This is a genomic window from Williamsia sp. Y721, from assembly GCF_059683565.1.
Genome location: NZ_JCASNH010000001.1, coordinates 242,356 through 261,819, shown reverse-complemented (window position 1 = coordinate 261,819; position 19,464 = coordinate 242,356). Strand labels below are relative to the sequence as shown.

The 19,464-nt window shown below is 64.0% G+C and carries 19 protein-coding genes and 1 pseudogene; 9 read left to right on the top strand and 11 right to left on the bottom strand.

Annotation, left to right across the window (positions count from 1 at the left end; genetic code table 11):
• Positions 1-79 precede the first annotated feature (79 nt).
• Complete coding sequence (locus tag AC56PL_RS01215) at positions 80-415, bottom strand: GNAT family N-acetyltransferase (protein ID WP_497152789.1); 336 nt, start codon at positions 413-415, stop codon at positions 80-82.
• 93 nt (positions 416-508) lie between these two features.
• Positions 509-1,255, bottom strand: a complete 747-nt coding sequence (locus AC56PL_RS01210; RefSeq protein WP_495514615.1) for a phosphoglyceromutase — start codon at positions 1,253-1,255, stop codon at positions 509-511.
• 53 nt (positions 1,256-1,308) lie between these two features.
• Between AC56PL_RS01210 and AC56PL_RS01205 the strand changes: the two genes are divergently transcribed.
• Both AC56PL_RS01205 and AC56PL_RS01200 read left to right on the top strand, forming a co-directional pair.
• Positions 1,309-2,079, top strand: a complete 771-nt coding sequence (locus tag AC56PL_RS01205) for a tyrosine-protein phosphatase (RefSeq protein WP_497152788.1) — start codon at positions 1,309-1,311, stop codon at positions 2,077-2,079.
• A 79-nt stretch (positions 2,080-2,158) separates the two neighbouring features.
• Positions 2,159-3,607: an MFS transporter gene (locus tag AC56PL_RS01200; RefSeq protein ID WP_495514613.1), complete on the top strand. Its 1,449-nt coding sequence runs from the start codon at positions 2,159-2,161 to the stop codon at positions 3,605-3,607.
• A 93-nt stretch (positions 3,608-3,700) separates the two neighbouring features.
• Here AC56PL_RS01200 and AC56PL_RS01195 read toward each other — a convergent pair whose 3' ends face one another.
• The 7 genes and pseudogenes from AC56PL_RS01195 to AC56PL_RS01165 all read right to left on the bottom strand — a co-directional run bounded on the left by AC56PL_RS01195 (position 3,701) and on the right by AC56PL_RS01165 (position 10,017).
• A complete protein-coding gene (locus AC56PL_RS01195; RefSeq protein ID WP_495514612.1) occupies positions 3,701-5,299 on the bottom strand; it encodes an AMP-binding protein in 1,599 nt (532 codons plus the stop codon).
• Between the two features lie 78 nt (positions 5,300-5,377).
• Positions 5,378-5,983: a YbjN domain-containing protein gene (locus AC56PL_RS01190; protein WP_495514611.1), complete on the bottom strand. Its 606-nt coding sequence runs from the start codon at positions 5,981-5,983 to the stop codon at positions 5,378-5,380.
• Entirely contained in the window at positions 5,980-7,356 is a 1,377-nt protein-coding gene (gene mshA / locus AC56PL_RS01185) for a D-inositol-3-phosphate glycosyltransferase (RefSeq protein ID WP_495514610.1), read from the bottom strand. The genes AC56PL_RS01190 and mshA overlap by 4 nt, the downstream gene beginning before the upstream one ends.
• A complete protein-coding gene (locus AC56PL_RS01180; RefSeq protein WP_497152787.1) occupies positions 7,353-8,219 on the bottom strand; it encodes an alpha/beta fold hydrolase in 867 nt (288 codons plus the stop codon). Before AC56PL_RS01180 ends, mshA begins: the two co-directional genes overlap by 4 nt.
• 105 nt (positions 8,220-8,324) lie before the next feature.
• Positions 8,325-8,532, bottom strand: a pseudogene (locus tag AC56PL_RS01175) (low molecular weight phosphatase family protein); the annotation flags it as partial.
• Between the two features lie 7 nt (positions 8,533-8,539).
• On the bottom strand, positions 8,540-9,637 hold the full coding sequence (gene arsB, locus AC56PL_RS01170) for an ACR3 family arsenite efflux transporter (RefSeq protein ID WP_497152786.1): 1,098 nt from the start codon (positions 9,635-9,637) through the stop codon (positions 8,540-8,542).
• The gene (locus AC56PL_RS01165; RefSeq protein WP_497152785.1) at positions 9,634-10,017 is read right to left on the bottom strand and encodes an ArsR/SmtB family transcription factor; all 384 of its coding nucleotides are present in this window, start codon (positions 10,015-10,017) and stop codon (positions 9,634-9,636) included. The genes arsB and AC56PL_RS01165 overlap by 4 nt, the downstream gene beginning before the upstream one ends.
• Before the next feature lie 151 nt (positions 10,018-10,168).
• Between AC56PL_RS01165 and AC56PL_RS01160 the strand changes: the two genes are divergently transcribed.
• Together AC56PL_RS01160 and AC56PL_RS01155 are read left to right on the top strand one after the other, a co-directional pair.
• Positions 10,169-11,152, top strand: coding sequence for a pirin family protein (locus AC56PL_RS01160; RefSeq protein WP_497152784.1), 984 nt, complete (start codon positions 10,169-10,171; stop codon positions 11,150-11,152).
• A gap of 78 nt (positions 11,153-11,230) precedes the next feature.
• Positions 11,231-12,541 (top strand): aminotransferase class III-fold pyridoxal phosphate-dependent enzyme, encoded by a 1,311-nt coding sequence (locus AC56PL_RS01155; protein ID WP_495514606.1) that lies wholly within the window; start codon positions 11,231-11,233, stop codon positions 12,539-12,541.
• A gap of 175 nt (positions 12,542-12,716) precedes the next feature.
• Here AC56PL_RS01155 and AC56PL_RS01150 read toward each other — a convergent pair whose 3' ends face one another.
• Positions 12,717-13,928, bottom strand: coding sequence for an HNH endonuclease (locus AC56PL_RS01150; RefSeq protein ID WP_497152783.1), 1,212 nt, complete (start codon positions 13,926-13,928; stop codon positions 12,717-12,719).
• A 298-nt stretch (positions 13,929-14,226) separates the two neighbouring features.
• The gene (locus tag AC56PL_RS01145) at positions 14,227-14,493 is read right to left on the bottom strand and encodes a metal-sensitive transcriptional regulator (protein WP_497152782.1); all 267 of its coding nucleotides are present in this window, start codon (positions 14,491-14,493) and stop codon (positions 14,227-14,229) included.
• A gap of 165 nt (positions 14,494-14,658) precedes the next feature.
• Here AC56PL_RS01145 and AC56PL_RS01140 point away from each other — a divergent pair, with 165 nt between their 5' ends.
• The 5 genes from AC56PL_RS01140 (at position 14,659) to AC56PL_RS01120 (ending at position 19,422) form a co-directional block, all read left to right on the top strand.
• Positions 14,659-16,812, top strand: a complete 2,154-nt coding sequence (locus tag AC56PL_RS01140; protein WP_497152781.1) for an MMPL family transporter — start codon at positions 14,659-14,661, stop codon at positions 16,810-16,812.
• 21 nt (positions 16,813-16,833) lie between these two features.
• The gene (locus tag AC56PL_RS01135; RefSeq protein ID WP_495514602.1) at positions 16,834-17,067 is read left to right on the top strand and encodes a YgaP-like transmembrane domain; all 234 of its coding nucleotides are present in this window, start codon (positions 16,834-16,836) and stop codon (positions 17,065-17,067) included.
• A gap of 42 nt (positions 17,068-17,109) precedes the next feature.
• Positions 17,110-17,520: a DUF302 domain-containing protein gene (locus AC56PL_RS01130; RefSeq protein WP_497152780.1), complete on the top strand. Its 411-nt coding sequence runs from the start codon at positions 17,110-17,112 to the stop codon at positions 17,518-17,520.
• Between the two features lie 64 nt (positions 17,521-17,584).
• Entirely contained in the window at positions 17,585-18,811 is a 1,227-nt protein-coding gene (locus AC56PL_RS01125) for a cytochrome P450 (RefSeq protein ID WP_497152779.1), read from the top strand.
• On the top strand, positions 18,808-19,422 hold the full coding sequence (locus tag AC56PL_RS01120; RefSeq protein ID WP_495514599.1) for a TetR family transcriptional regulator: 615 nt from the start codon (positions 18,808-18,810) through the stop codon (positions 19,420-19,422). Before AC56PL_RS01125 ends, AC56PL_RS01120 begins: the two co-directional genes overlap by 4 nt.
• The last annotated feature ends 42 nt before the right edge of the window (positions 19,423-19,464 follow it).

Genomic DNA, 19,464 nt, shown 5'->3' with positions numbered 1-19,464 from the left:
TTGGGGCGTTGTTCATCCGAACTTCGCCGTCACGACTTTTGCACTCCCGAAATCCCCGGCCGATACAGGTCGGGACCGTTCAGCGCGTGACCTCTGTGGCCATCGCCGCGTATTCGGGGTGCCGTTCGATGAAATAGCCGACGTAGGAACACAGCGGAACCACGTCTTTCCCGGTCTTGGCAATGTCGTCGAGAACATATTTGACCAGGTGCGCAGCGTAACCCTGGCCGCTGTACTGGTTGTGCACGACGGTATGGGTCAACACCACCTGTTCGGTTTCGTTGACATAGTCCAGGTAGCCGACGTACATGTCGTCGACGTAGATCTCATAACGTTCCTGAGGGACCGAATGCAACACGCTGATGTTGGGCGTGCGCGTATCTTCCCCGACCTCTGATGTGTTTTTGCCCACCATGGACCCAGAGTAGACCTCACTTGGAGCTCTGCGTCCCGGTTGCGATAACCGCAGGGGAATTACTCCCCTGCGGTTATCGGCAAAAAGAGTTCGCTATTTGTTGCCCTGTGCGGCGACGGCGGCGGCACCGGCCTTGGCTGCCTCGGGGTCGAGGTAGTCGCCACCGGGATTGAGTGGTTTGAGGTTTTCGTCGAGGTCGTACCGCAGCGGGTTGCCGGTCGGGATGTTGACCCCGACGATGCCCTCATCGGAGATGCCGTCGAGGTACTTGACCAGGGCGCGCAGCGAGTTGCCATGCGCGGCCACGAGCACCGTCTTACCGGCCCGCAGGTCGGCGGCGATGGTCTCCTCGAAGTACGGGATGAGCCGCACCACAACGTCTTTGAGGCATTCGGTCAAAGGCACCGCGGGCAGGTCCGCATACCGGACATCGCCATCCTGGCTGTACTCGGAGCCCTTTTCGATGGGCGGTGGCGGGGTGTCGTAGCTACGGCGCCAGAGCATGAACTGGTCGTCGCCGAACTTCGCCTTGGTCTCGGCCTTGTCGAGGCCCTGAAGCGCGCCGTAGTGCCGCTCGTTGAGCCGCCAGTCCCGGACAACCGGGATCCAGTGCCGGTCGGCGGTGTCGAGGGCGATCTGCGCGGTGGAGATGGCACGCCGCAGCAGCGAGGTGTACAACACGTCCGGGAGCAGGTTGTGCTCGACCAGCAACTCACCGGCGCGGACGGCCTCGGCCTCGCCCTCCTCGGTGAGCGGGACGTCGACCCAGCCGGTGAACTGGTTGGAGGCGTTCCACGTGCTCTGGCCGTGCCGCATCAGGATCAGGGTTCCGTTGCTCATGGTTCACTAGTTTTCCACAGCCTCGACACTTCGACAGTCATCACCTTGTGGCAGTGACCATTTACACTGACGCCATGCTCCCCGGCGCCTGGAACTTCCGCGATGTGTCCGACCTCAAGACCTACGAAGGGCGTTGCGTCGGTGCGGGTTTCCTGTTCCGCAGCTCCGAGCTCAGCGGCCTGGAGGACAGCGGTGTCCAAAAGCTCTCCGAGCTGGGGGTGACGGATGTGTTCGACCTTCGTGACCTGCCCGAAGCCGAGCGCAGCGGATTCGACCGGGTACCCGGCGGTGTCCAGGTGCACGCACTGCCGTTCGGGCTGAGCCGAGGCGACGGCAAGGCGCCGCACGAGATGACGTCAGCCGAATACGCGGCCGCCCGCGGTCAGTACATGCTCGATGTCTACCGGATGATGCCCGCACTACCGGGTGCGATGAGCGCCGTCAGGTCGGCCGTCAAGGTGCTCGGCGATCCCGATCGGCGCCTCCTGACCCACTGTGCGGCCGGCAAAGATCGCACCGGGTGGGTCACCGCCGTCGTCCTCGACGCCCTGGGCGTGCGCCGCGACGAGATCTACACCGACTACCTGGCCAGCAACAACGATGTCGAGGCCCTCCGCGCACACTTGATGCGGGTGTACGGCGCCGACGCCAAGGACGGCGAGCCTTTCGAGATCTCCGCCGACCTGCTCGGTGTACGCGAGGAGTTCCTGGACACCGCATACGGGGCGATGACCGACGAATTCGGATCGTTCGCCGACTATCTGGCGGCGTGCCAGGTGGGCGACGCCGAGGTCGAGGCGCTTCGGGACCGCTTGCTGGTCTGAGCTCGACCCCCGTCACCCCGGTGATCAGACTCACCGTCTGACTTGTTTGTAGCTCCCACATGCATGCATGATGCAAGTAATGAACACAAGAGACAGCAAGCCGGTTGAACCGCGGGTCCTCATCGCGGTGTTGTGCTTCGGCGGCTTGCTCGCGTCGTTCATGCAAACCCTGGTCGTACCGATTGTCGGCCGGCTCCCGGGATATCTCGACACGAGTCCCGACAATGCCTCCTGGGTCATCACGTCCACCCTGCTGACCGCCGCGGTTGCGATGCCGATCGCCGGGCGCCTGGCCGACATGTTCGGCAAGCGGCGGGTGATCCTCTTCTGCATCGGCGCGATGGTCGCCGGTTCAGCGGTCTGTGCGGCGACGAGCATGGTGCTCCCGATGATCATCGGCCGCGGATTGCAGGGACTGGCCATGGGCATCATCCCCTGTGGCATCAGCCTGCTCCGCGAAAAGCTGGCGCCCGCACGGATTCCCGGTGCAATCGCAACGATGTCCGCCACCCTCGGCGTCGGTGGCGCGATCGGGATGCCGGTGGCCGCCTGGATCACCCAGACCTTCGACTGGCATGTCCTGTTCTGGACCTCCGGAGCACTTGCGATCATCACCTTCATCCTCGTCTTCGTGTTCGTCGGAGAGTCCGAGACCCGCTCCCCCGGAACGTTCGACGTCATCGGCGCCCTGGGACTCACCATCGCCATGGTCAGCCTGTTGCTCGCCGTGTCGAAGGGTTCGACCTGGGGATGGACCAGCGGACTGACGCTGGGTCTGACCGCCGCGGGCGTGGTTGTGCTGGCGGTGTGGGGCTGGTTCGAGCTGCGCACGAAATCGCCACTGGTCGACCTACGGGTCTCCGCTCAGCCGGTCATCGCGGTCACCAACGCCGCGTCGGTGCTCTTCGGTTTCTCCCTGATGGCGATCGGCCTGGCAGCGCCGCAGTTGCTGCAGATCCCGCACATTCCGGGACTGACCGACTACGGCATGGGCCAGTCCCTGATCGCCACGGGTCTGATCCTCGCGCCTGGTGGTCTGATGATGATGTTCCTGTCGCCGGTGTCAGCCCGGTTGAACATCAACATCGGCCCCAAGTTCACCCTGCTCATCGGCGCCCTGTTCATCACGCTCGGTTACGTGATGTCTGTCTTCCTCATGTTCGAGCCCTGGCAGATCCTGGTGTGCAACCTGGTGGTCAGCACCGGCGTCGGGATCGGATACTCGGCAATGCCCGCGTTGATCATGTCGGCCGCACCCCTGCACCAGATGGCTGCGGCCAACAGCCTGAACTCGCTGATGCGCTCGATCGGAACCGCGATCGCGTCGGCGTTGCTGGCGACCATGCTCACGACGTCGACGGTCGACATCGGAATCGGCTTCCCGGTACCTGCCGAGTCTGCATTCCGACTGGTCTTCATCGTCGGCAGTGCCGCGGCACTGCTCGCGGCCGTGCTCGCGCTGTGCATCCCGTACACGTTCACACGTCAGAACGTCGTCGAATCGGTCGTGGCAAAGGAAAGGGTCTAGCCGACCGACCCCCACCGCAAACGCTCCGGATATACGAAGTCGCTCCACAAATTTGTGGAGCGTCTTCGTATTGGTGGAGCGTTTCGTGAAGGTCTACTTGCGGAGATCCTTACGCAGGATCTTGCCTGCCGCGCTCTTCGGGATCGACTCGATGAACTCGACGGCGCGCACCTTCTTGTGCGGAGCCACCTGGGATCCCACGAACTCGATGATCTGGTCACCGGTGAGATCGCTGCCCTCGCGCTTGACGACAAACGCCTTGGGGATCTCTTCGCCGCTCTCGGGCTCGATGACACCGATGACCGCGACATCGACGACGTCGGGGTGGGTCAGCAGCAGAGCTTCGAGTTCGGCGGGCGGCACCTGGTAGCCCTTGTACTTGATCAGTTCTTTGAGCCGGTCGACGATGTAGACGAATCCGTTGGAGTCGACGACGGCCATGTCGCCGGTGTGCAGGAACCCGTCGGCGTCGATGGTCTCCGCGGTCGCGGCATCGTTGTTCAGATAACCGACCATCACGTTGGGACCGGCCACCCACAGTTCACCGGGTTCGCTGACACCCTCGGCAGGGATGTCGATGTCCTCGCCGGTCACCGGATCGACGATCTTGTTGACCGTGTTGGGGACGGGCCAGCCACACGAGTTGAGCGGCGCCTGTGGGCCCTCGGTTTCGCCGGCCGGGATGACGTGGCTGACCGGGCTGAGCTCACTCATGCCGTAGCCCTGGATCACCTGTGTGCCAAGACGTTTGGCGACCGCCTTGCCGAGATGCTCGTCCAGCGGCGCAGCACCCGACATGATGGTGTCGATCGACGAGAGGTCGTATTCGTCGACCATCGGATGCTTGGCCAGTGCAACGGCCACCGGCGGTGCGATGAACACGTAGCTGCACTTGTAATTCTGGATCGACGCCAGGAACTGTTCGAGATCGAAGCGCGCCATCACAACGAGTTTCGCTCGATTGAGCAGAGCGGCGTTGAGCAACACCGTCATTCCGTAGATGTGGAAGAACGGCAGCACCGCCAGGACGGCGTCGCTGGCCTTCATCTTGAGCAACGGCTGGATCTGCTGGACGTTGGCGACAAGGTTGCGGTGCGTGAGCATCACACCCTTGGGATTGCCGGTCGTGCCGGAGCTGTACGGCAACACCGCAAGATGCGTGGCCGGATCGAAGTCGACATCAGGCGCAGGCAGCCCAGCTCCCAGCAAGTCGATCGCGTTGGGATTCGGGCCGGCTTTCTCACCGGGACCGTTGAGAACGATCACCGCGCTCTCGGGCAGGCCGACCTCGGCAGCGGCGGCCTTGGCCTGCTCTTCGAGCTGCGTGATGGTGATCAGCATCTTCGCGCCCGAGTCCTTGAGCTGCTTGACGATGTCCGAGGCGGTGAACAGGGCGTTGACGGTGGTCGCGGTGGCGCCGGAACGCAGGATCCCGTGGAAGACAAAGGCAAACGCCGAGGTGTTGGCCGAGTGCAAGGCGACCACGTCACCGACACCGATACCGCGAGCCGCGAGCGCTCCGGCGAATCCGTCGATGCGGGCGATCAATTCGCGGTAGGTGATGCCCTCGGTGGCACCGGCATCGATCGCAGCAACCCGATCGAGGTCCTCTTCGCGGATCGACCCGAACAGCGTGTCGTAGACCGACGTATCCGAGATCTCGACAGGGGGATAAGGGCTTTTGAAACTCATGATCTGTGAGACCTCCGCAGTGTGTTACCCGGCGCAGTGTGTGTTACCTGGCGCTGAACAACCTACCAATGATTCTTGTCAGCCTTCGACGGATCCGAATAGTTCCGGGTCCCTGGGTTCTGCGACAATCGCCGGATCCTGGCCTCCACCGGTGGCGCCATCGGCCAGGTCCTCTTCCCGGATGAGGTGTTCGAAGGCCTCCAGATTCTTGAGCGACTCACCTCGCGAGACGCGCCACGCCCACTCACGCCGGATCGAGGTGATGAACCCGATTTCCAGCAGCACGTTGAAATCCCCGTCGGCGGCCTCGAGTGCCTGCCCGAGCAGCCGGTCCAATTCGTCCGCCGTGATCGACTCTGCCGAGTGTCGGCCAACCAGATAGATGTCGCCTGCGTTGTCCAGGGTGTATGCCATGCCGTACAGGCGGCGGTTGCGCTTGAGCATCCACCGGTAGACACCTTCATGGTTCTCGTCGGGCTTTCGGCAGACGAACGCCTCCAACCGCATGCCGTGCGACCCGGTCGTCAGGAGGACCGTGGTCTTGAGCTTCTTCTCCCCCGGCAGTTCGACCACAAAATGGTCAGCACCGCTGCCACCGGAATCCTTACGGCCATATGTCAATTCACGGCTCTTGAGAAAGTCTTCGACAATCAGACTCAGGTCAGCGGTGACATTTGAGGTCATGCGCGCACTCCATTTCGTCGTCCGGAAAAACGGCGGGCAATCCGGGAAAGCGGCCGGGTGTCGGTTTCTGCGACATCCGCGCTGCCCTGCGGCGCCAACGGGTATCGCCCACGAAAGGTACCGATGGCCCGGCTGTAGCTGTCGAGTAGCTGATCTGCGGTGTGATCCCAGGAGAAGTTCTGTGCGTGGACACGGGCGGCTGCGCCCATCTGGGTCAGCAATTCCGGATCATCGAGCAGTCGCCCGAGTTCGGCGCTCCAGTGGTCGACATCGTGCCCGGACACCAGCACTCCGGTGACCCCGTCGTCGACCGCGACTCCCAGACCACCGACGTCGGCGGCGATGACCGGCACACCGACCGCCTGCGCCTCGATGGCAACAAGACCGAAGCTCTCCGAATAACTCGGCACCGCAACCAGATCCGATGCCCGGTACACCCCGGCAAGCCGCTCCGGCGACTGCGGCGGGATGAAGGTCACCGACGATTCCACACCCAGCTCACGAGCCAATTCGATGAGTGAGGTCGGGCGCTGCAGTCCCGAACCCGACGGCCCTCCGGCGATCAGGACCCGGAGTTTGCGGCCTCCGGCCAGACCCCGACGGATCAGCGGCGCCGCCGCCCGCACCAGGATGTCCGGCGCCTTGAGGGGCTGGATCCTGCCGACGAACGTCACGACGACTTCGTCGGGGTCGATGTCGAGGGACAACCTGGCCTCGGTCTTCGATCCCGGCGTATAACAGTCGAGATCCGCTCCGGGTGTCACCACATCGATGCGCGACCGATCTGCATGGTGGATCGAAACAAGTTGCTGCGCTTCGGTTTCGGTGTTGACGATCAATCGATCGGCCTCGTCGACCACCTGCTGCTCGCCGATCTGACGCATCGGCGGCTCGGGGATGTCCCCGTCGGCGAGGGAAGCATTCTTCACGGCTGCGAGCGTGTGTGCGGTGTGGACCAGCGGCACCGCCCACCGGTCGCGGGCCAGCCAGCCCACCTGCCCCGACAGCCAGTAGTGCGAATGCACCAGGTCGTAGTATCCGGCCGGACGTCCGGCCTCGGCACGGAGCACCCCGGCGGTGAAAGCACACAGCTGAGTGGGCAGATCTCGCTTGTCGAGACCTTCGAACGGCCCGGCCACCACGTTGCGGACGACCACCCCCGGCGCTGCATGCACCATCGGCTCATCCGTCGAAGATGTTGCACGCGTGAATATCTCGACCTCGACGCCGCGTTGCGCAAGACGTTTCGCGGTCTGCCAGACGTACACGTTCATCCCGCCTGCGTCGCCGACGCCGGGCTGGGCCAGCGGCGAGGTGTGCACGGAGATCAGCGCCACCCGGTGCGGAACCGGTAAGCCGGTGCCGGCGTTCACCGGAGCGCTCCTACGGTGGCGGTGACGAACTCGCGCACCTGCGCGGCGAACCGGGTCGGGTCTTCGACAAAGGGCGCGTGCCGCGCGCCGTCCCAGTATCGGGAGATTGCGCCGGGCACCAGGGTTTCGACGTGCTGTGCGCAAGAGATGTCGACCACCGGGTCGGCGGTGCCGTGGATGACCAGCACCTGACCGTCGAAATCGGCGATCACGTCGTCGTAGGAGGCCCCGCGTCCGAACAGTCCGGCCCGGACCGCCGGTGGAACGGTCAGCGACGTCCCGAGGAACCGTTGCGCGAGAGCACCCTGCTCGGCCGGGACCAGTGCGTCGACGAAGGACAGCAGAGCCGCGGTGGCCACGGCGGGATCCTCCGAGTAACCGGCGGGCAGGGCAGCGCGCATCGCGGGCCCGACCCGGCCACCGGCTTCGCCGCGTCCCATCGAGGTGATCGCACCGACCAGGATCAGTCCGGCCGGATTCGGCGCCGCAGAATCCGTATCGGCGCGGTACTTCAGGTAGTCGCCGACCACCAGCCCGCCGTATGACCAGCCGAGCAGGAAGACCTGTTGTTCGCCGGTCACCTCGGCATCGAGCACCGCGGCGATGTCGCCGCCGAAGTCCTCGGCGGTCAGGTGGTCACCGGCGGGCACCGAGGAATCTCCGTGGCCCCGCAGGTCGATCGCGATGACCCGGAAGTCCTGCGACAGGTCGTCGACCAGCGCTTCGCCCCACGATCGCGACGATTGCGCCCAGCCGTGGATCAGCACCACCACCGGGGCAGTGTCATTGCCAGAGGAACCGGCCGTGCGGTAGCTGATCTGCGTGCCGTCGCCTGCCAGGACCCGGCCCGTGGAAGTACCCATGTGTCCACACTAATCGTGTGGGCCGGACAGGGTTCCGCCCGCCGACGCGCTCCCGGTTCGTCCGGCCGTCCACGCAGCAGGGTTCGCCCCGGCAGGCCGTTCGGTCTACGAGGTGGGTTCGACCCGACCAGCTGAGTTCAGCGCCTTCGAACTGAGTTCAACCAGGAGGGCTTCGACCTTCGCCCTGATCTCGTCGCGGATCGGGCGGACGGCCTCGGCGCCCTGCCCGGCCGGATCGTCGAGGACCCAGTCGCGGTAAATCGTGCCCGGGGAAGATCGGGCACGTGTCACCGCAGCCCATCGTGATCACCAGTCGGCATTCAACGGCCTTTCATTTGTGGGTCTGCAGAGAAGGTGGATGCGAAGCGCTTTCGCAGGGCCAGTGAGACGTAGACCAGGCCGACGAGCACCGGGACCTCGATCAACGGCCCGACAACACCGGCGAGCGCCTGCCCGGAGCTCGCGCCGTACGTGACGATCGCAACGGCGATGGCGAGCTCGAAATTGTTGCCCGCCGCGGTGAACGCCAGTGTCGTGGTCCGCTCGTAGCCCATCCCGGCGACCGCCCCGAGTAGAAATCCGCCGCCCCACATGATCGCGAAGTAGACGAGGAGCGGGATTGCGATGCGGACGACGTCGACCGGTTTCGAGGTGATCTGCTCACCCTGCAGCGCAAAGAGGATCACGATCGTGAACAGCAGCCCGTACAGCGCCCATGGCCCGATGCGCGGCAGGAACTTCGATTCGTACCAGTCGCGCCCCTTGGCCTTCTCGCCGTAGCGGCGCGTGAGGAATCCCGCCAGCAGTGGGACGCCGAGGAAGATCAGCACCGACTTGGCGATCTGCCACGGCGAGGTGTCGATGGTGGTCTGCTCCAGATCCAGCCAACCCGGCAGCACCGACAGATAAAACCAACCGAGCACTGCGAACATGATCACCTGGAAGACCGAATTGATCGCGACCAGAACCGCGGCGGCTTCCCGGTCGCCGCAGGCGAGGTCGTTCCAGATGATGACCATCGCGATGCAGCGGGCCAGGCCGACGATGATCAGCCCGGTCCGGTATTCGGGCAGGTCCGACAGGAAGATCCAGGCCAGCGCGAACATCAGGGCCGGGCCGAGCACCCAGTTCAACGCCAGGGAGCCGAGGAGGAGTTTGCGGTCGCCGGTGACCGAATCGAGGCGGTCGTAGCGGACTTTCGCGAGGACCGGATACATCATGATCAGCAGACCCAGGGCGATCGGCAGAGAGATGCCGTCGATTTCCACCGCGCCGAGCACGTCACCGAGACCAGGGATCACCCGGCCGAGCAGCAGTCCGGCAACCATCGCGACGCCGATCCACACCGGCAGGTAGCGGTCGAGGGTCGAGAGCTTGCCGACGACGGCGGCCGGTTGCGCGGTTCGGGTCTCGCTCATGCCGTGACCTCTGCGCACACCGATGACGGCAGCGCGGGTTCGACGTCGGTGAGCAGGACCGAGGAAAGTTGCGACAGCGCCGAGGGGATCACCCGGTAGTACACCCAGGTCCCGCGCCGCTCGCAGTCGAGAAGCCCGGCCACGCGAAGCACCTTCAGGTGATGCGAGATGGTCGGCTGCGACAGTTCGAAGGATCCGGAGATGTCACAGACGCAGGCCTCTCCCCCGGCGTGGGAAGCGATCAGCGACAGCAGCCTCAAGCGCACCGGATCACCGAGCGCCTTGAACATCCGGGGGAGGTCGGTGGCCCAGTCCTCGGTGAGCGGCTCCCGCACCAGCGGCGAGCAGCAGGCTCCATCCAGCGACCCTTGATTCGACATATGTCGATATTGACAGACATCGAATCAGTATGGAAGTGGGCGTCGGGTTGATGATGTTGCCGAGAACGGCATACCGCACACTCGGGAATGAAACGGACCGAAGTCCGGTTATATCGTGCGTACCGTCCCACCTGCTTCGAAGGAGCCAGCCATGCCAGCCGTGACCGCAGATACCTTGACCCTGCCCCGCATCGCCGGCCCCACCGCCGCCGACACCGAACGTCCGGTTCGGTCGGTGACCACCGGACCCCGCGGATACGAGGGCGAGGGATTTCCCGTCGTCCGGGCGTTTGCCGGCGCATCGAAGACCGACCTCGATCCGTTTGTGCACATGGACCAGATGGGTGAGGTCGAGTACCAGCCCGGTGAACCCCGCGGCACCAACTGGCATCCCCACCGCGGTTTCGAGACCGTGACCTACATGATCGACGGACGTTTCCAGCACCAGGATTCGCACGGCGGCGGCGGTTTGATCTCGGACGGCGCCACCCAGTGGATGACTGCCGGTTCGGGCATCCTGCACATCGAGACCCCACCGGCACAGCTGGTGGAAAGTGGCGGCCTGTTCCATGGTGTCCAACTCTGGGTGAACCTGCCTGCGGCCGAGAAGATGTCCGACCCCGGTTACCAGTCCATCGAAGGCAAGCAGGCAACCCTGCTCAGCTCTGCCGACGGCGGCGCGCTCGTGCGCATCATCGCCGGTGACATCGACGGGCATCGGGGACCCGGCTCCACCCGCACTCCGATCACCCTGGCCCACGCCACAATCGAACCGGGTGCAGAGCTCGACCTGCCGTGGAACCGCGACTTCAACGCACTGGTGTACGTGCTGTCCGGGCGTGGCACCGTGGGCCCGGTCGGCAACCCGATCCAGCAGGGTCAACTGGCCGTCCTCGGTCCCGGCGACCGGATTTCCATCTCGGCAGCGGCACATCAGGATTCGAACCGGCCCGCACTCGAGGTGCTGTTGCTCGGCGGACGTCCGATCCGTGAACCGGTGTTCCAGTACGGGCCGTTCGTGATGAACACCAAGGCGCAGCTGATCGAGGCGATGGACGACTTCAACGCCGGCAAGTTCGGTCAGATCCCACCCGGCGCACTGATGCCGCACACATCGGTCAGCCGACAGAACTGACGCCCGAATGAGATCGTGGAACCCGAACCCGGGTTCCACGATCTTGTGCCGTGACCAGGCACCAGGAAGGACGTCACCGTGAACGACTCGGCATTCTGGCCGGCGGTCGACAAGCACCTCATCCGTTACGGAGGGGCCTTCACGCCGCGGATCATCGAGCGCGCCAGCGGCAGCTACGTCTACGACAGCGACGGCAACGCCATCCTCGACTTCACCTCCGGCCAGATGAGTTCTGTTCTGGGACATTGCCACCCAGAGATCGCGGCAACAGTCGCCTCTGCGATGACCGGCCTCGATCACCTGTTCAGCGGCATGCTCAGCCGTCCGGTGGTCGACTTCGCGCAAGCTCTGTCCGCCACACTCCCGACCGGCCTGGACAAGGTGATGCTCCTGTCGACCGGCGCCGAATCGAACGAGGCGGCCCTGAAGATCGCCAAGCTCTACACCGGCAACTACGAGATCGTTTCGTTCGACCGGTCCTGGCACGGGATGACCTCCGGCGCGGCCGCGGCCACCTACTCGGCGGGCCGTAAGGGCTACGGACCCCCGGTGCCCGGCAACTTCACCCTGCCGACACCGAACGCATACCGATCGGTATTCCGCACGCCGTCCGGCGACCACGACTGGCAGGCCGAGCTCGACTACGGCTTCTCCCTCATCGATCAGCAGTCCACCGGCAGCCTCGCCGCCTGCATCGTCGAACCCATCGTCTCCTCCGGCGGACTCATCGACCTGCCGGTTGGGTACCTCGCCGCGCTGAAGACCAAATGCGTTGAGCGGGGCATGCTCCTCATTGCAGACGAGGCGCAGACCGGACTCGGTCGCACCGGCACGATGTACGCCTTCGAACGCGACGGGGCCGTCCCCGACATCCTGACGCTGTCGAAGACTCTCGGGGCCGGACTTCCGGTGGCAGCGGTGGTCACCTCCGAGGAGGTCGAATCCCGTTGCCACGAGCGCGGATTCCTCTTCTTCACCACCCATGTATCCGATCCCCTGGCCGCTGCGGTCGCGGGCACGGTCCTGAACATCGTGATCCGCGACGACCTGGTCGCCCGAGCCGAAACCGCAGGCAAGCGCCTGCGCGATCAGCTCCTGGAACTGCAGTCGCGCCACGAGGTCATCGGCGACGTCCGCGGTCGAGGCTTGTTCTGCGGCATAGAACTGGTCGCCGACCGTGAAACCAAGGCGCCCGCAGAACAATTGGGACAAGCGGTCACCGACGCCTGCCTCGCACACGGGCTGCACATGAACATCGTCCAGCTCCCCGGCATGGGTGGCATCTTCCGACTCGCGCCACCGCTGACCATCAGCGACAGCGACCTCGACCGCGGAATCGACATCCTCGACACCGCGCTCACCGAGGCCACCCGCTCACGGGCGTGGTGACCAGCCGGCGGCGACCGGTACGGGCAAACCCCGGAGCCTGTGGTGCTGCCACCCGTCCTGTCAATCAACTGGAATGGGCGACAGCACCACACGCTTTCACACTATGGAGTTGTCAATTTGCGTGCGCGGTCCCGACGAGAGCTCGGGTGCGCCAAGGGAAGTCAGTAGTGTCAGATCAGGCTGCGAGAGTGAGGGTTCGCCGATTGTAGGCCGGCAACGGTTTTCGTTGTGGGTCGACGTCGGCGGGCGGGATCAGCCACGGGTGTCCGTCGGAGCCCATGATCACGTCCCAGTCGGTGTTGTGAACCGCCATATGGCAAGTGCGGCACAACAAACACCCATTCTCCAACGTCGTGAGACCACCGTCGACAAAGTGCACGATGTGGTGACAGTCCGACCAGGTCGCTTTCGCCCCACATTTCACGCAGCAGACGTCGCGGATGATGATCGCCTTACGGACGAGCCCTTTGAACAGCCGTTTCGGTGGACTCAAATCAACCGGGACTTCCTGTCCGTCCAGGGTGATCGAAGTGATCGACGAATCACACGCCAACATCGCGGCAGTCGCTTCGGTGACCGGCCCCATCCAGGGCAGTGATGCAGCCTCGGAATGATCAGCAGGAACGGTCACCATTACCTCGGTCAGCGGCGCCGACACCAACATTTGTCCGCCACCACCGCAATCCAAGAGTTGATGCAACGCGTCAGCTCGACGCTGGGCTGGGGAACGCGGATCATCGGATCCGTCGGGTTCAGGACGCGCCCTGCTCCAGAAGTCCAACGCGGAGAACAACTTTTCCCCGATCACCGCATCAACATCGAACGTCCCGACACAGCGACCCTCGTGAACTTTGTATTCGAGACTGTTCAGCGACCGGTCCTCCGCCGGCGGCGGACCGCCGGTGTCCCTGGCCACCTCGTTACCCAGCGCGCGGGCCTCCGCGCCGTTCTCAGCTGGCGCGGCTCCGGAAATAGCGTGACTCAACAGTTTCCGCTCAAAGCCAACCTGCTGCTCGGATGTCACAGCCTCTGCGGACCGGCCAACAATATGCGCAACCCCTTTGACCACCGCGTCCACATGTTCGGAGGACAGGAACCCGTCCCGCGAATACCCGGCGGTACGATCCAGACCCGTCAAGCCTGCGCTGATACGTAACCAGCGGTACGCCGATACTGGTGCAGCACCGTTGGTCTGCAACAACTTTGCCGTTGTCGACCCGGCCTTACGCGCCATCCCCGACTCGTCGATCACCGCAGCACACACCGCGAGTTGATGCTCGGCCGCATCGCGCAAGGTGATCAGATCTCTTGTCATACCCAGTACCACGTGGGGATCATCGGGTAAGACCAGGTCAACCAGGGAATCCACCGTATCGAGAAGCCGCACCGCCAAACACCTCCAGAGCACGAAGCAACAGGAAAGTTGATCAGCTCCTAGCGGAAAGGTGACTTACTCGACGCCTCGTAGTCTCCGTGATCAACTGACTCCAGCCTACCGGCTCGAACATGCGTTCGCAAGGACGAATTTTCACCAATTACGTTTTGCTACAACATCTTTCAGTAGTAATGCAAAGAAACTCATGGGGAATGCGCCCTCCCGTCATGCAGGTTAACAGCCTGGTGTGACACCCCTCAGGGTGATCAGTGACGTGGTTCCCTGCAGACCCGCCCTCTGCGACCAATCCTTACGCGAGCGCCAGGAAGAGTTTCTCGAGTTCGGCTTCGGTGAGTGGCGCCTGGTTGCCGTCCGCGCCATTGATGCACTGCCGCATCCCCGAAGCGACGATCTTGAAGCCGGCGCGATCGAGTGCGCGGGAGACCGCAGCGAGTTGGGTGACCACGTCTTTGCAGTCACGCCCGGCCTCGATCATGGTGATCACTCCGGCCAATTGACCCTGTGCCCTGCGTAGACGGTTCAGCACCGCCGACATCGTTTCTTCGTCACCGATCACTTTTGACAAGCCTTTCGTCTGGTTGCCCCACCACACGATACCCCAGGGGGTACGGCTCCGAGGCGGTTGCGTACTTGACCAAGCATACCCCCATGGGTATGTTCGAGCGCAGTTCAGCAATACCCATGGGGGTATGCAATCCGGACCCAAAGGAGTTCTCGCACCATGACCGGCACCACCCCGACCGAAACCAAGCCCGACTCCCCACCGACCCGGCCCTCCGGCGTCCTGGGGCGCTGGGGCGCGGCGATGGCGGGGCACTCCCGCATGGTCTTCGGCGTCTGGCTCCTGGTGTTGATCGGACTGGGCGTGGCAGCTCCGTCGGTGTTCTCGTCTTTGGCCGGTGCGGGGTGGCAGGCCAATGGATCGGAGTCGGTGCAGGTGCGCGAGTTGGCGCAGCAGCATTTCGGTGGGAATTCCTCGGCCGCGGTCCAGGTAGTTGTCCACTCTGACACCGACACCGTGACGAGCCCGGCCATGCAAAAGGTGATCTCCGAGGCGACCGCGGTCTTCGACGGCGACTCCCGGTTCGGCGAGATCATCCCGCCTGCGCCGGGCATGACGATCAGCCCGGATCAGCACACCGGCATCGTGATCGCCGGCGCGAACGCGGACACCGACGACATGGTCCGGGCAGTCGATGACGTCAAGGAAGAACTCACCGGGCTGTCTACCGACGGCGTCGAGGTGTATCCGACCGGCGCCTCCGCGCTGTGGAGCGACTTCAACAAGGCCAATCACGACGCCATGATCAAAGCCGAACTGTTCTCGTGGCCGGTAACGCTGGCCATCATGGTCCTGGCGTTCGGCTCACTGGTGGCGGCGGGGTTGCCCTTGCTGTTGACCATCGCAGGCCTGGTCGCTTCGGCCGGAGGGTTGGTCCTGCTCAACCAGATCACCCCGATCTCGGTGTGGGCCATGAACTTTGCGATGATGTTCGCTCTGGCGCTGGGTATCGATTATGCCCTGTTCATCGTGTCCCGGTTCCGTGATGCCCTCAAAAATCACACGAATATAGCGCAGGCAGTCGCCGAAACCATGGCCACCGCGGGCAAAGCTGTTGTCCTATCAGGTATCACCGTTCTGGTGAGCTTGTCCGCGGTGCTGCTCGTTCCGGCACCGGCGGTACGGACGATGGCCATCGGGATCGTGCTCGCGGTGGCGTTTGTCCTCGCGGCCACGCTGACGTTGCTCCCAGCAACCCTGGGTGCACTCGGAGCGAAAGTGAATGCCGCGTCCCTGCCGTATGCCAAACGCCAGCAACATCGTTCACCACTGTTCGCACGCTGGGGCAAGACCTTGCACAACCACCCCTGGCCTTTTGCCCTCGGATCACTGATCGTGCTGATCGCACTGGCGATCCCGGTGATCGGACTGAAGGTCGCCATGCCATCGATCTCCGTGGTGCCCGGGGATGCGCCCGTGCGACAGGGCTATGAACTGGTCCAACAGCAAATGGGCGAGGGAGCCCCTGGCATGCTGCAGATCGTCGCCCCGACGGAGGATGGACCGCAGGTTGCCGCGGCCGCGGCGGCAACATCCGGTATCGAGATGGTCACTCCACCGCAACCCGCCGCCGACGGTTCTGACCACGTGATGCTGCAGGCACTGCCCTCGGTGGATCCCTCCGACGCAGCGCTGGGCACCATCGTGGACGATCTCCGCGACGCCCTACCCGCAGATGCCTTGGTCGGCGGCGCGCCGGCCGAGAATCTGGATCTGCAACAGGCTCTGAACGACTACTTCCCGCTGATCGTCGCCGTCATCCTGATCCTGGGTTTTGTGCTGCTGCTTGTTGCATTGCAGGCCCCGCTCATCGCCTTGATCGGCACCCTCGTCAGTCTCCTGTCGACGGCCGCTGCGTTCGGGGTCGCGAAACTGATCTTCCAGGACGGCCACCTGTCCGGGTTGCTCGGATTCACCGCGCAAGGCTTCCTCGACGGCTGGGGACCGGTGTTCTTCTTCGCCATGATCTTCGCCATCGCCATGGACTACACCGTCTTCCTGCTCGCCACCGCCAAAGAACACTACGAACGGACCGGGGACCCCGACACCGCACAGATCGACGGGATGGCCCACTCCGGGCGCATCATCTTCGCCGCAGCGGCGGTCATGGTCGCCGTGTTCTTCACATTCGCGTTCGCGGAGCCATTGCCTCCCAAAGAAATGGGGATCATCCTCGGAGTAGCGGTACTTCTCGACGCGGTCCTGATCAGGTTGATGCTGCTGCCGGCCCTGCTCCGGCTGACCGGACGGGCGGCGTGGTGGTCACCGACCTGGCTGCGGCGCATCCTGCCCTCAATGTCGTTCTCCCACTGAGCGAATAGAAAGGATTCGACGATGAACATCCCGGCAACGACCAGTCGGCCCTGGACGATCGAGCGGGTGGTTCCGCTGCTCGCCGGAACCGTGGTGCTGGTGAGCCTGGTTCTTGCGATCACGCTCTCGACGTGGTGGCTGCTCCTGACCGCATTCGTAGCGGTGAACCTGTTGCTCTACAGCATCGTGGGCTGGTGCCCCGCCAGCCTGATCATGCATCGCCTCGGACTCCCACGCCAGTGCGAACTGCGCTGAACGCCAACCCACCAAAGATCTACAACCGCTAGGAGAATTATTGTGGCACTTGCGATTTCAACAGTCCTGAACCTCCCGTTCGACGAGGCCGTCGCCAAGACGCGAGCGGCGCTGGCCGATCAGGGCTTCGGCATCCTCACCGAGATCGACGTCAAAGCGACCATGAAGACCAAGCTCGACGAAGACATGGAGGACTACCTGATCCTGGGGGCCTGCAATCCTTCATTGGCTCACCGCGCCATCGGGGTCAACCGGCAGATCGGACTCCTGCTGCCCTGCAACGTTGTCGTTCGCGCGCATCCCGACGACGCGGCGTCCTCGATCGTCGAGGCCATGAATCCGAACCTGATGGTCGATGTGTCCGGCGAGTCCGGACTCGTGCCGGTTGCCGAGGCCGCGACCGAGAAACTCCAGACGGCCATCGCCGCGCTCAACGGACAGCAGGCACCCTGAGCCCGAAAAGGCAAGATGTCGATTAATGGTTGACACAAGGCGGCCAATGTCTCACGCTTGAGACATGTCAACGAAAGTGTCGCACGCGGCGGGTTATGTGCTGCGTTCCGGCGACACTTGGCGTGATCCCTGGCAGATGTACGCCGATCTACGGGACCACGATCCCGTCCATCGCGTTCGATCAACCGATCCCGCCCACGACTTCTGGGTGCTGACACGCCATGCCGACGTCTCCAATGCCGCCGACGACTGGCGTACGTTCACCTCATCCGGCGGCTTGACCACCACCTATGGCGAGCTGGAGAGCATCGGGCTGACGGACAATCCACCGATGGTGATGCAGGATCCGCCGGTCCACACTGCTTTCCGCAAGCTGGTGTCCCGCGGGTTCACCCCCAAACAGGTCCACGAGATCGAACCCGCGGTGCGCGAGTTCGTCCGCTCCGGGATTGATGCGCTGGTCGGATCCGGTGGCGGCGATATCGTCACCGACCTCTATAAACCGTTGCCATCCATGGTTGTTGCGCACTACCTCGGCGTCCCCGAATCGGACCGGACGGCATTCGACGGATGGACCGAGGCGATCGTCGGCGCAGACACCTCCGACCTGAGCAAGGCCGGCGACACCGCCACCGCCGCAGTACTCGAGATGATGGCCTATTTCGGCACGCTCATCGAGTACCGGCGCACACACCCCGGAGACGACACGATCTCCCATCTGGTGGATGCAGGCGTAGGCGAGGACGACAGCACTGAGGGGTTGCTGTCGATCCTCGCCTTCACCTTCACCATGGTTGCCGGCGGCAACGACACCACCACCGGCGTTCTCGGCGGCGCCACCGAATTGCTCGGCGCGCATCCGGATCAACGGGCGGCGCTCGTCGAGAATCCGGAACTCATCGACGATGCGGTCGACGAGTTCCTGCGTCTGACCTCACCGGTGCAGGGCCTGGCCCGGACCACCACCACCGATGTCACGGTCGGCGATCACACGATCCCGGCCGGACGCAAGGTCATGCTCTGTTACGGCTCGGCCAACCGCGATCCCCGAGCATTCGGCGACGATGCGGACCGCCTCGACATCACCCGTCGTCCACGGCAGATCCTGACATTCAGCCGCGGCGCCCACTATTGCCTCGGGGCGGCGGCCGCGCGGATGCAGACCCGCGTTGCACTCACCGAACTGTTGGCGCGCTGTCCGGAGTTCACCGTCGATCCCGGATCGATCGCCTACGCAACGGGTAATTACGTACGCCGACCGACCACCATGCACGTGACCGTCGGCCCATGAGCCGCAGATCTCCCGAGACCGCTCGTCACCCCGAGAGCGCCCAGGGTGCGGATTGGCTCGGTGCCAGCAGAACCGAGACCGCCGCGGCCCGCATCCTCGATGTCGCAGGCGATCTGTTCGTGACCCACGGGGTCGCCGCGGTGAACATGAACCAGATCGCCGCTGCCGCCGGCTGCTCCAGGGCCACCCTCTACCGCTACTTCGCGTCTCGTTCCGATCTGCACCTGGCCTATGTCGAACGCGGGGCTCGTGCCCTGTCGGCAGCGGTGGCCCTCCGCATCGCCGACATCGAAGACGTCGGCGAACGCATCACCGAATCCATCCTTACCTCGATTGAAGGGGTCCGCGCCGACCCGGTCATGTACAGCTGGTTCAGCCCGGAGGCCGCCGGGCTGGCAGGTGCGATGGGCACGTCGTCGGAACTCGTCAACAAGACCGCTGTCGAGATGCTGGCCGGTGAGACGTCCTCATCCGAGGCCGAGGTTGCCCTGCAGGCCCGGTTCATCGTGCGAATTGTCATCTCGCTGCTGACCACGCCGGGCGCAGACGCGGATGAGGAACGCGAAATCGTCCAGCGGTTCGTCACGCCAGCGATCGTCAATCGGTACTGATTTTCACAAGTTGTCGGTAACGGTTATCATTAGCATCTGTTA

What these genes read in the sequence shown, in the direction of transcription:
- arsB (WP_497152786.1), bottom strand. Translation starts at nt 9,637, where the DNA reads ATGAGCGAGACCCGAACCGCGCAACCGGCCGCCGTCGTCGGCAAGCTC.
- AC56PL_RS01195 (WP_495514612.1), bottom strand. Translation starts at nt 5,299, where the DNA reads ATGAGTTTCAAAAGCCCTTATCCCCCTGTCGAGATCTCGGATACGTCG.
- AC56PL_RS01140 (WP_497152781.1), top strand. Translation starts at nt 14,659, where the DNA reads ATGACCGGCACCACCCCGACCGAAACCAAGCCCGACTCCCCACCGACC.
- AC56PL_RS01125 (WP_497152779.1), top strand. Translation starts at nt 17,585, where the DNA reads ATGTCAACGAAAGTGTCGCACGCGGCGGGTTATGTGCTGCGTTCCGGC.
- AC56PL_RS01165 (WP_497152785.1), bottom strand. Translation starts at nt 10,017, where the DNA reads ATGTCGAATCAAGGGTCGCTGGATGGAGCCTGCTGCTCGCCGCTGGTG.
- AC56PL_RS01160 (WP_497152784.1), top strand. Translation starts at nt 10,169, where the DNA reads ATGCCAGCCGTGACCGCAGATACCTTGACCCTGCCCCGCATCGCCGGC.
- AC56PL_RS01180 (WP_497152787.1), bottom strand. Translation starts at nt 8,219, where the DNA reads ATGGGTACTTCCACGGGCCGGGTCCTGGCAGGCGACGGCACGCAGATC.
- AC56PL_RS01210 (WP_495514615.1), bottom strand. Translation starts at nt 1,255, where the DNA reads ATGAGCAACGGAACCCTGATCCTGATGCGGCACGGCCAGAGCACGTGG.
- AC56PL_RS01120 (WP_495514599.1), top strand. Translation starts at nt 18,808, where the DNA reads ATGAGCCGCAGATCTCCCGAGACCGCTCGTCACCCCGAGAGCGCCCAG.
- AC56PL_RS01200 (WP_495514613.1), top strand. Translation starts at nt 2,159, where the DNA reads ATGAACACAAGAGACAGCAAGCCGGTTGAACCGCGGGTCCTCATCGCG.
- AC56PL_RS01190 (WP_495514611.1), bottom strand. Translation starts at nt 5,983, where the DNA reads ATGACCTCAAATGTCACCGCTGACCTGAGTCTGATTGTCGAAGACTTT.
- AC56PL_RS01215 (WP_497152789.1), bottom strand. Translation starts at nt 415, where the DNA reads ATGGTGGGCAAAAACACATCAGAGGTCGGGGAAGATACGCGCACGCCC.
- AC56PL_RS01135 (WP_495514602.1), top strand. Translation starts at nt 16,834, where the DNA reads ATGAACATCCCGGCAACGACCAGTCGGCCCTGGACGATCGAGCGGGTG.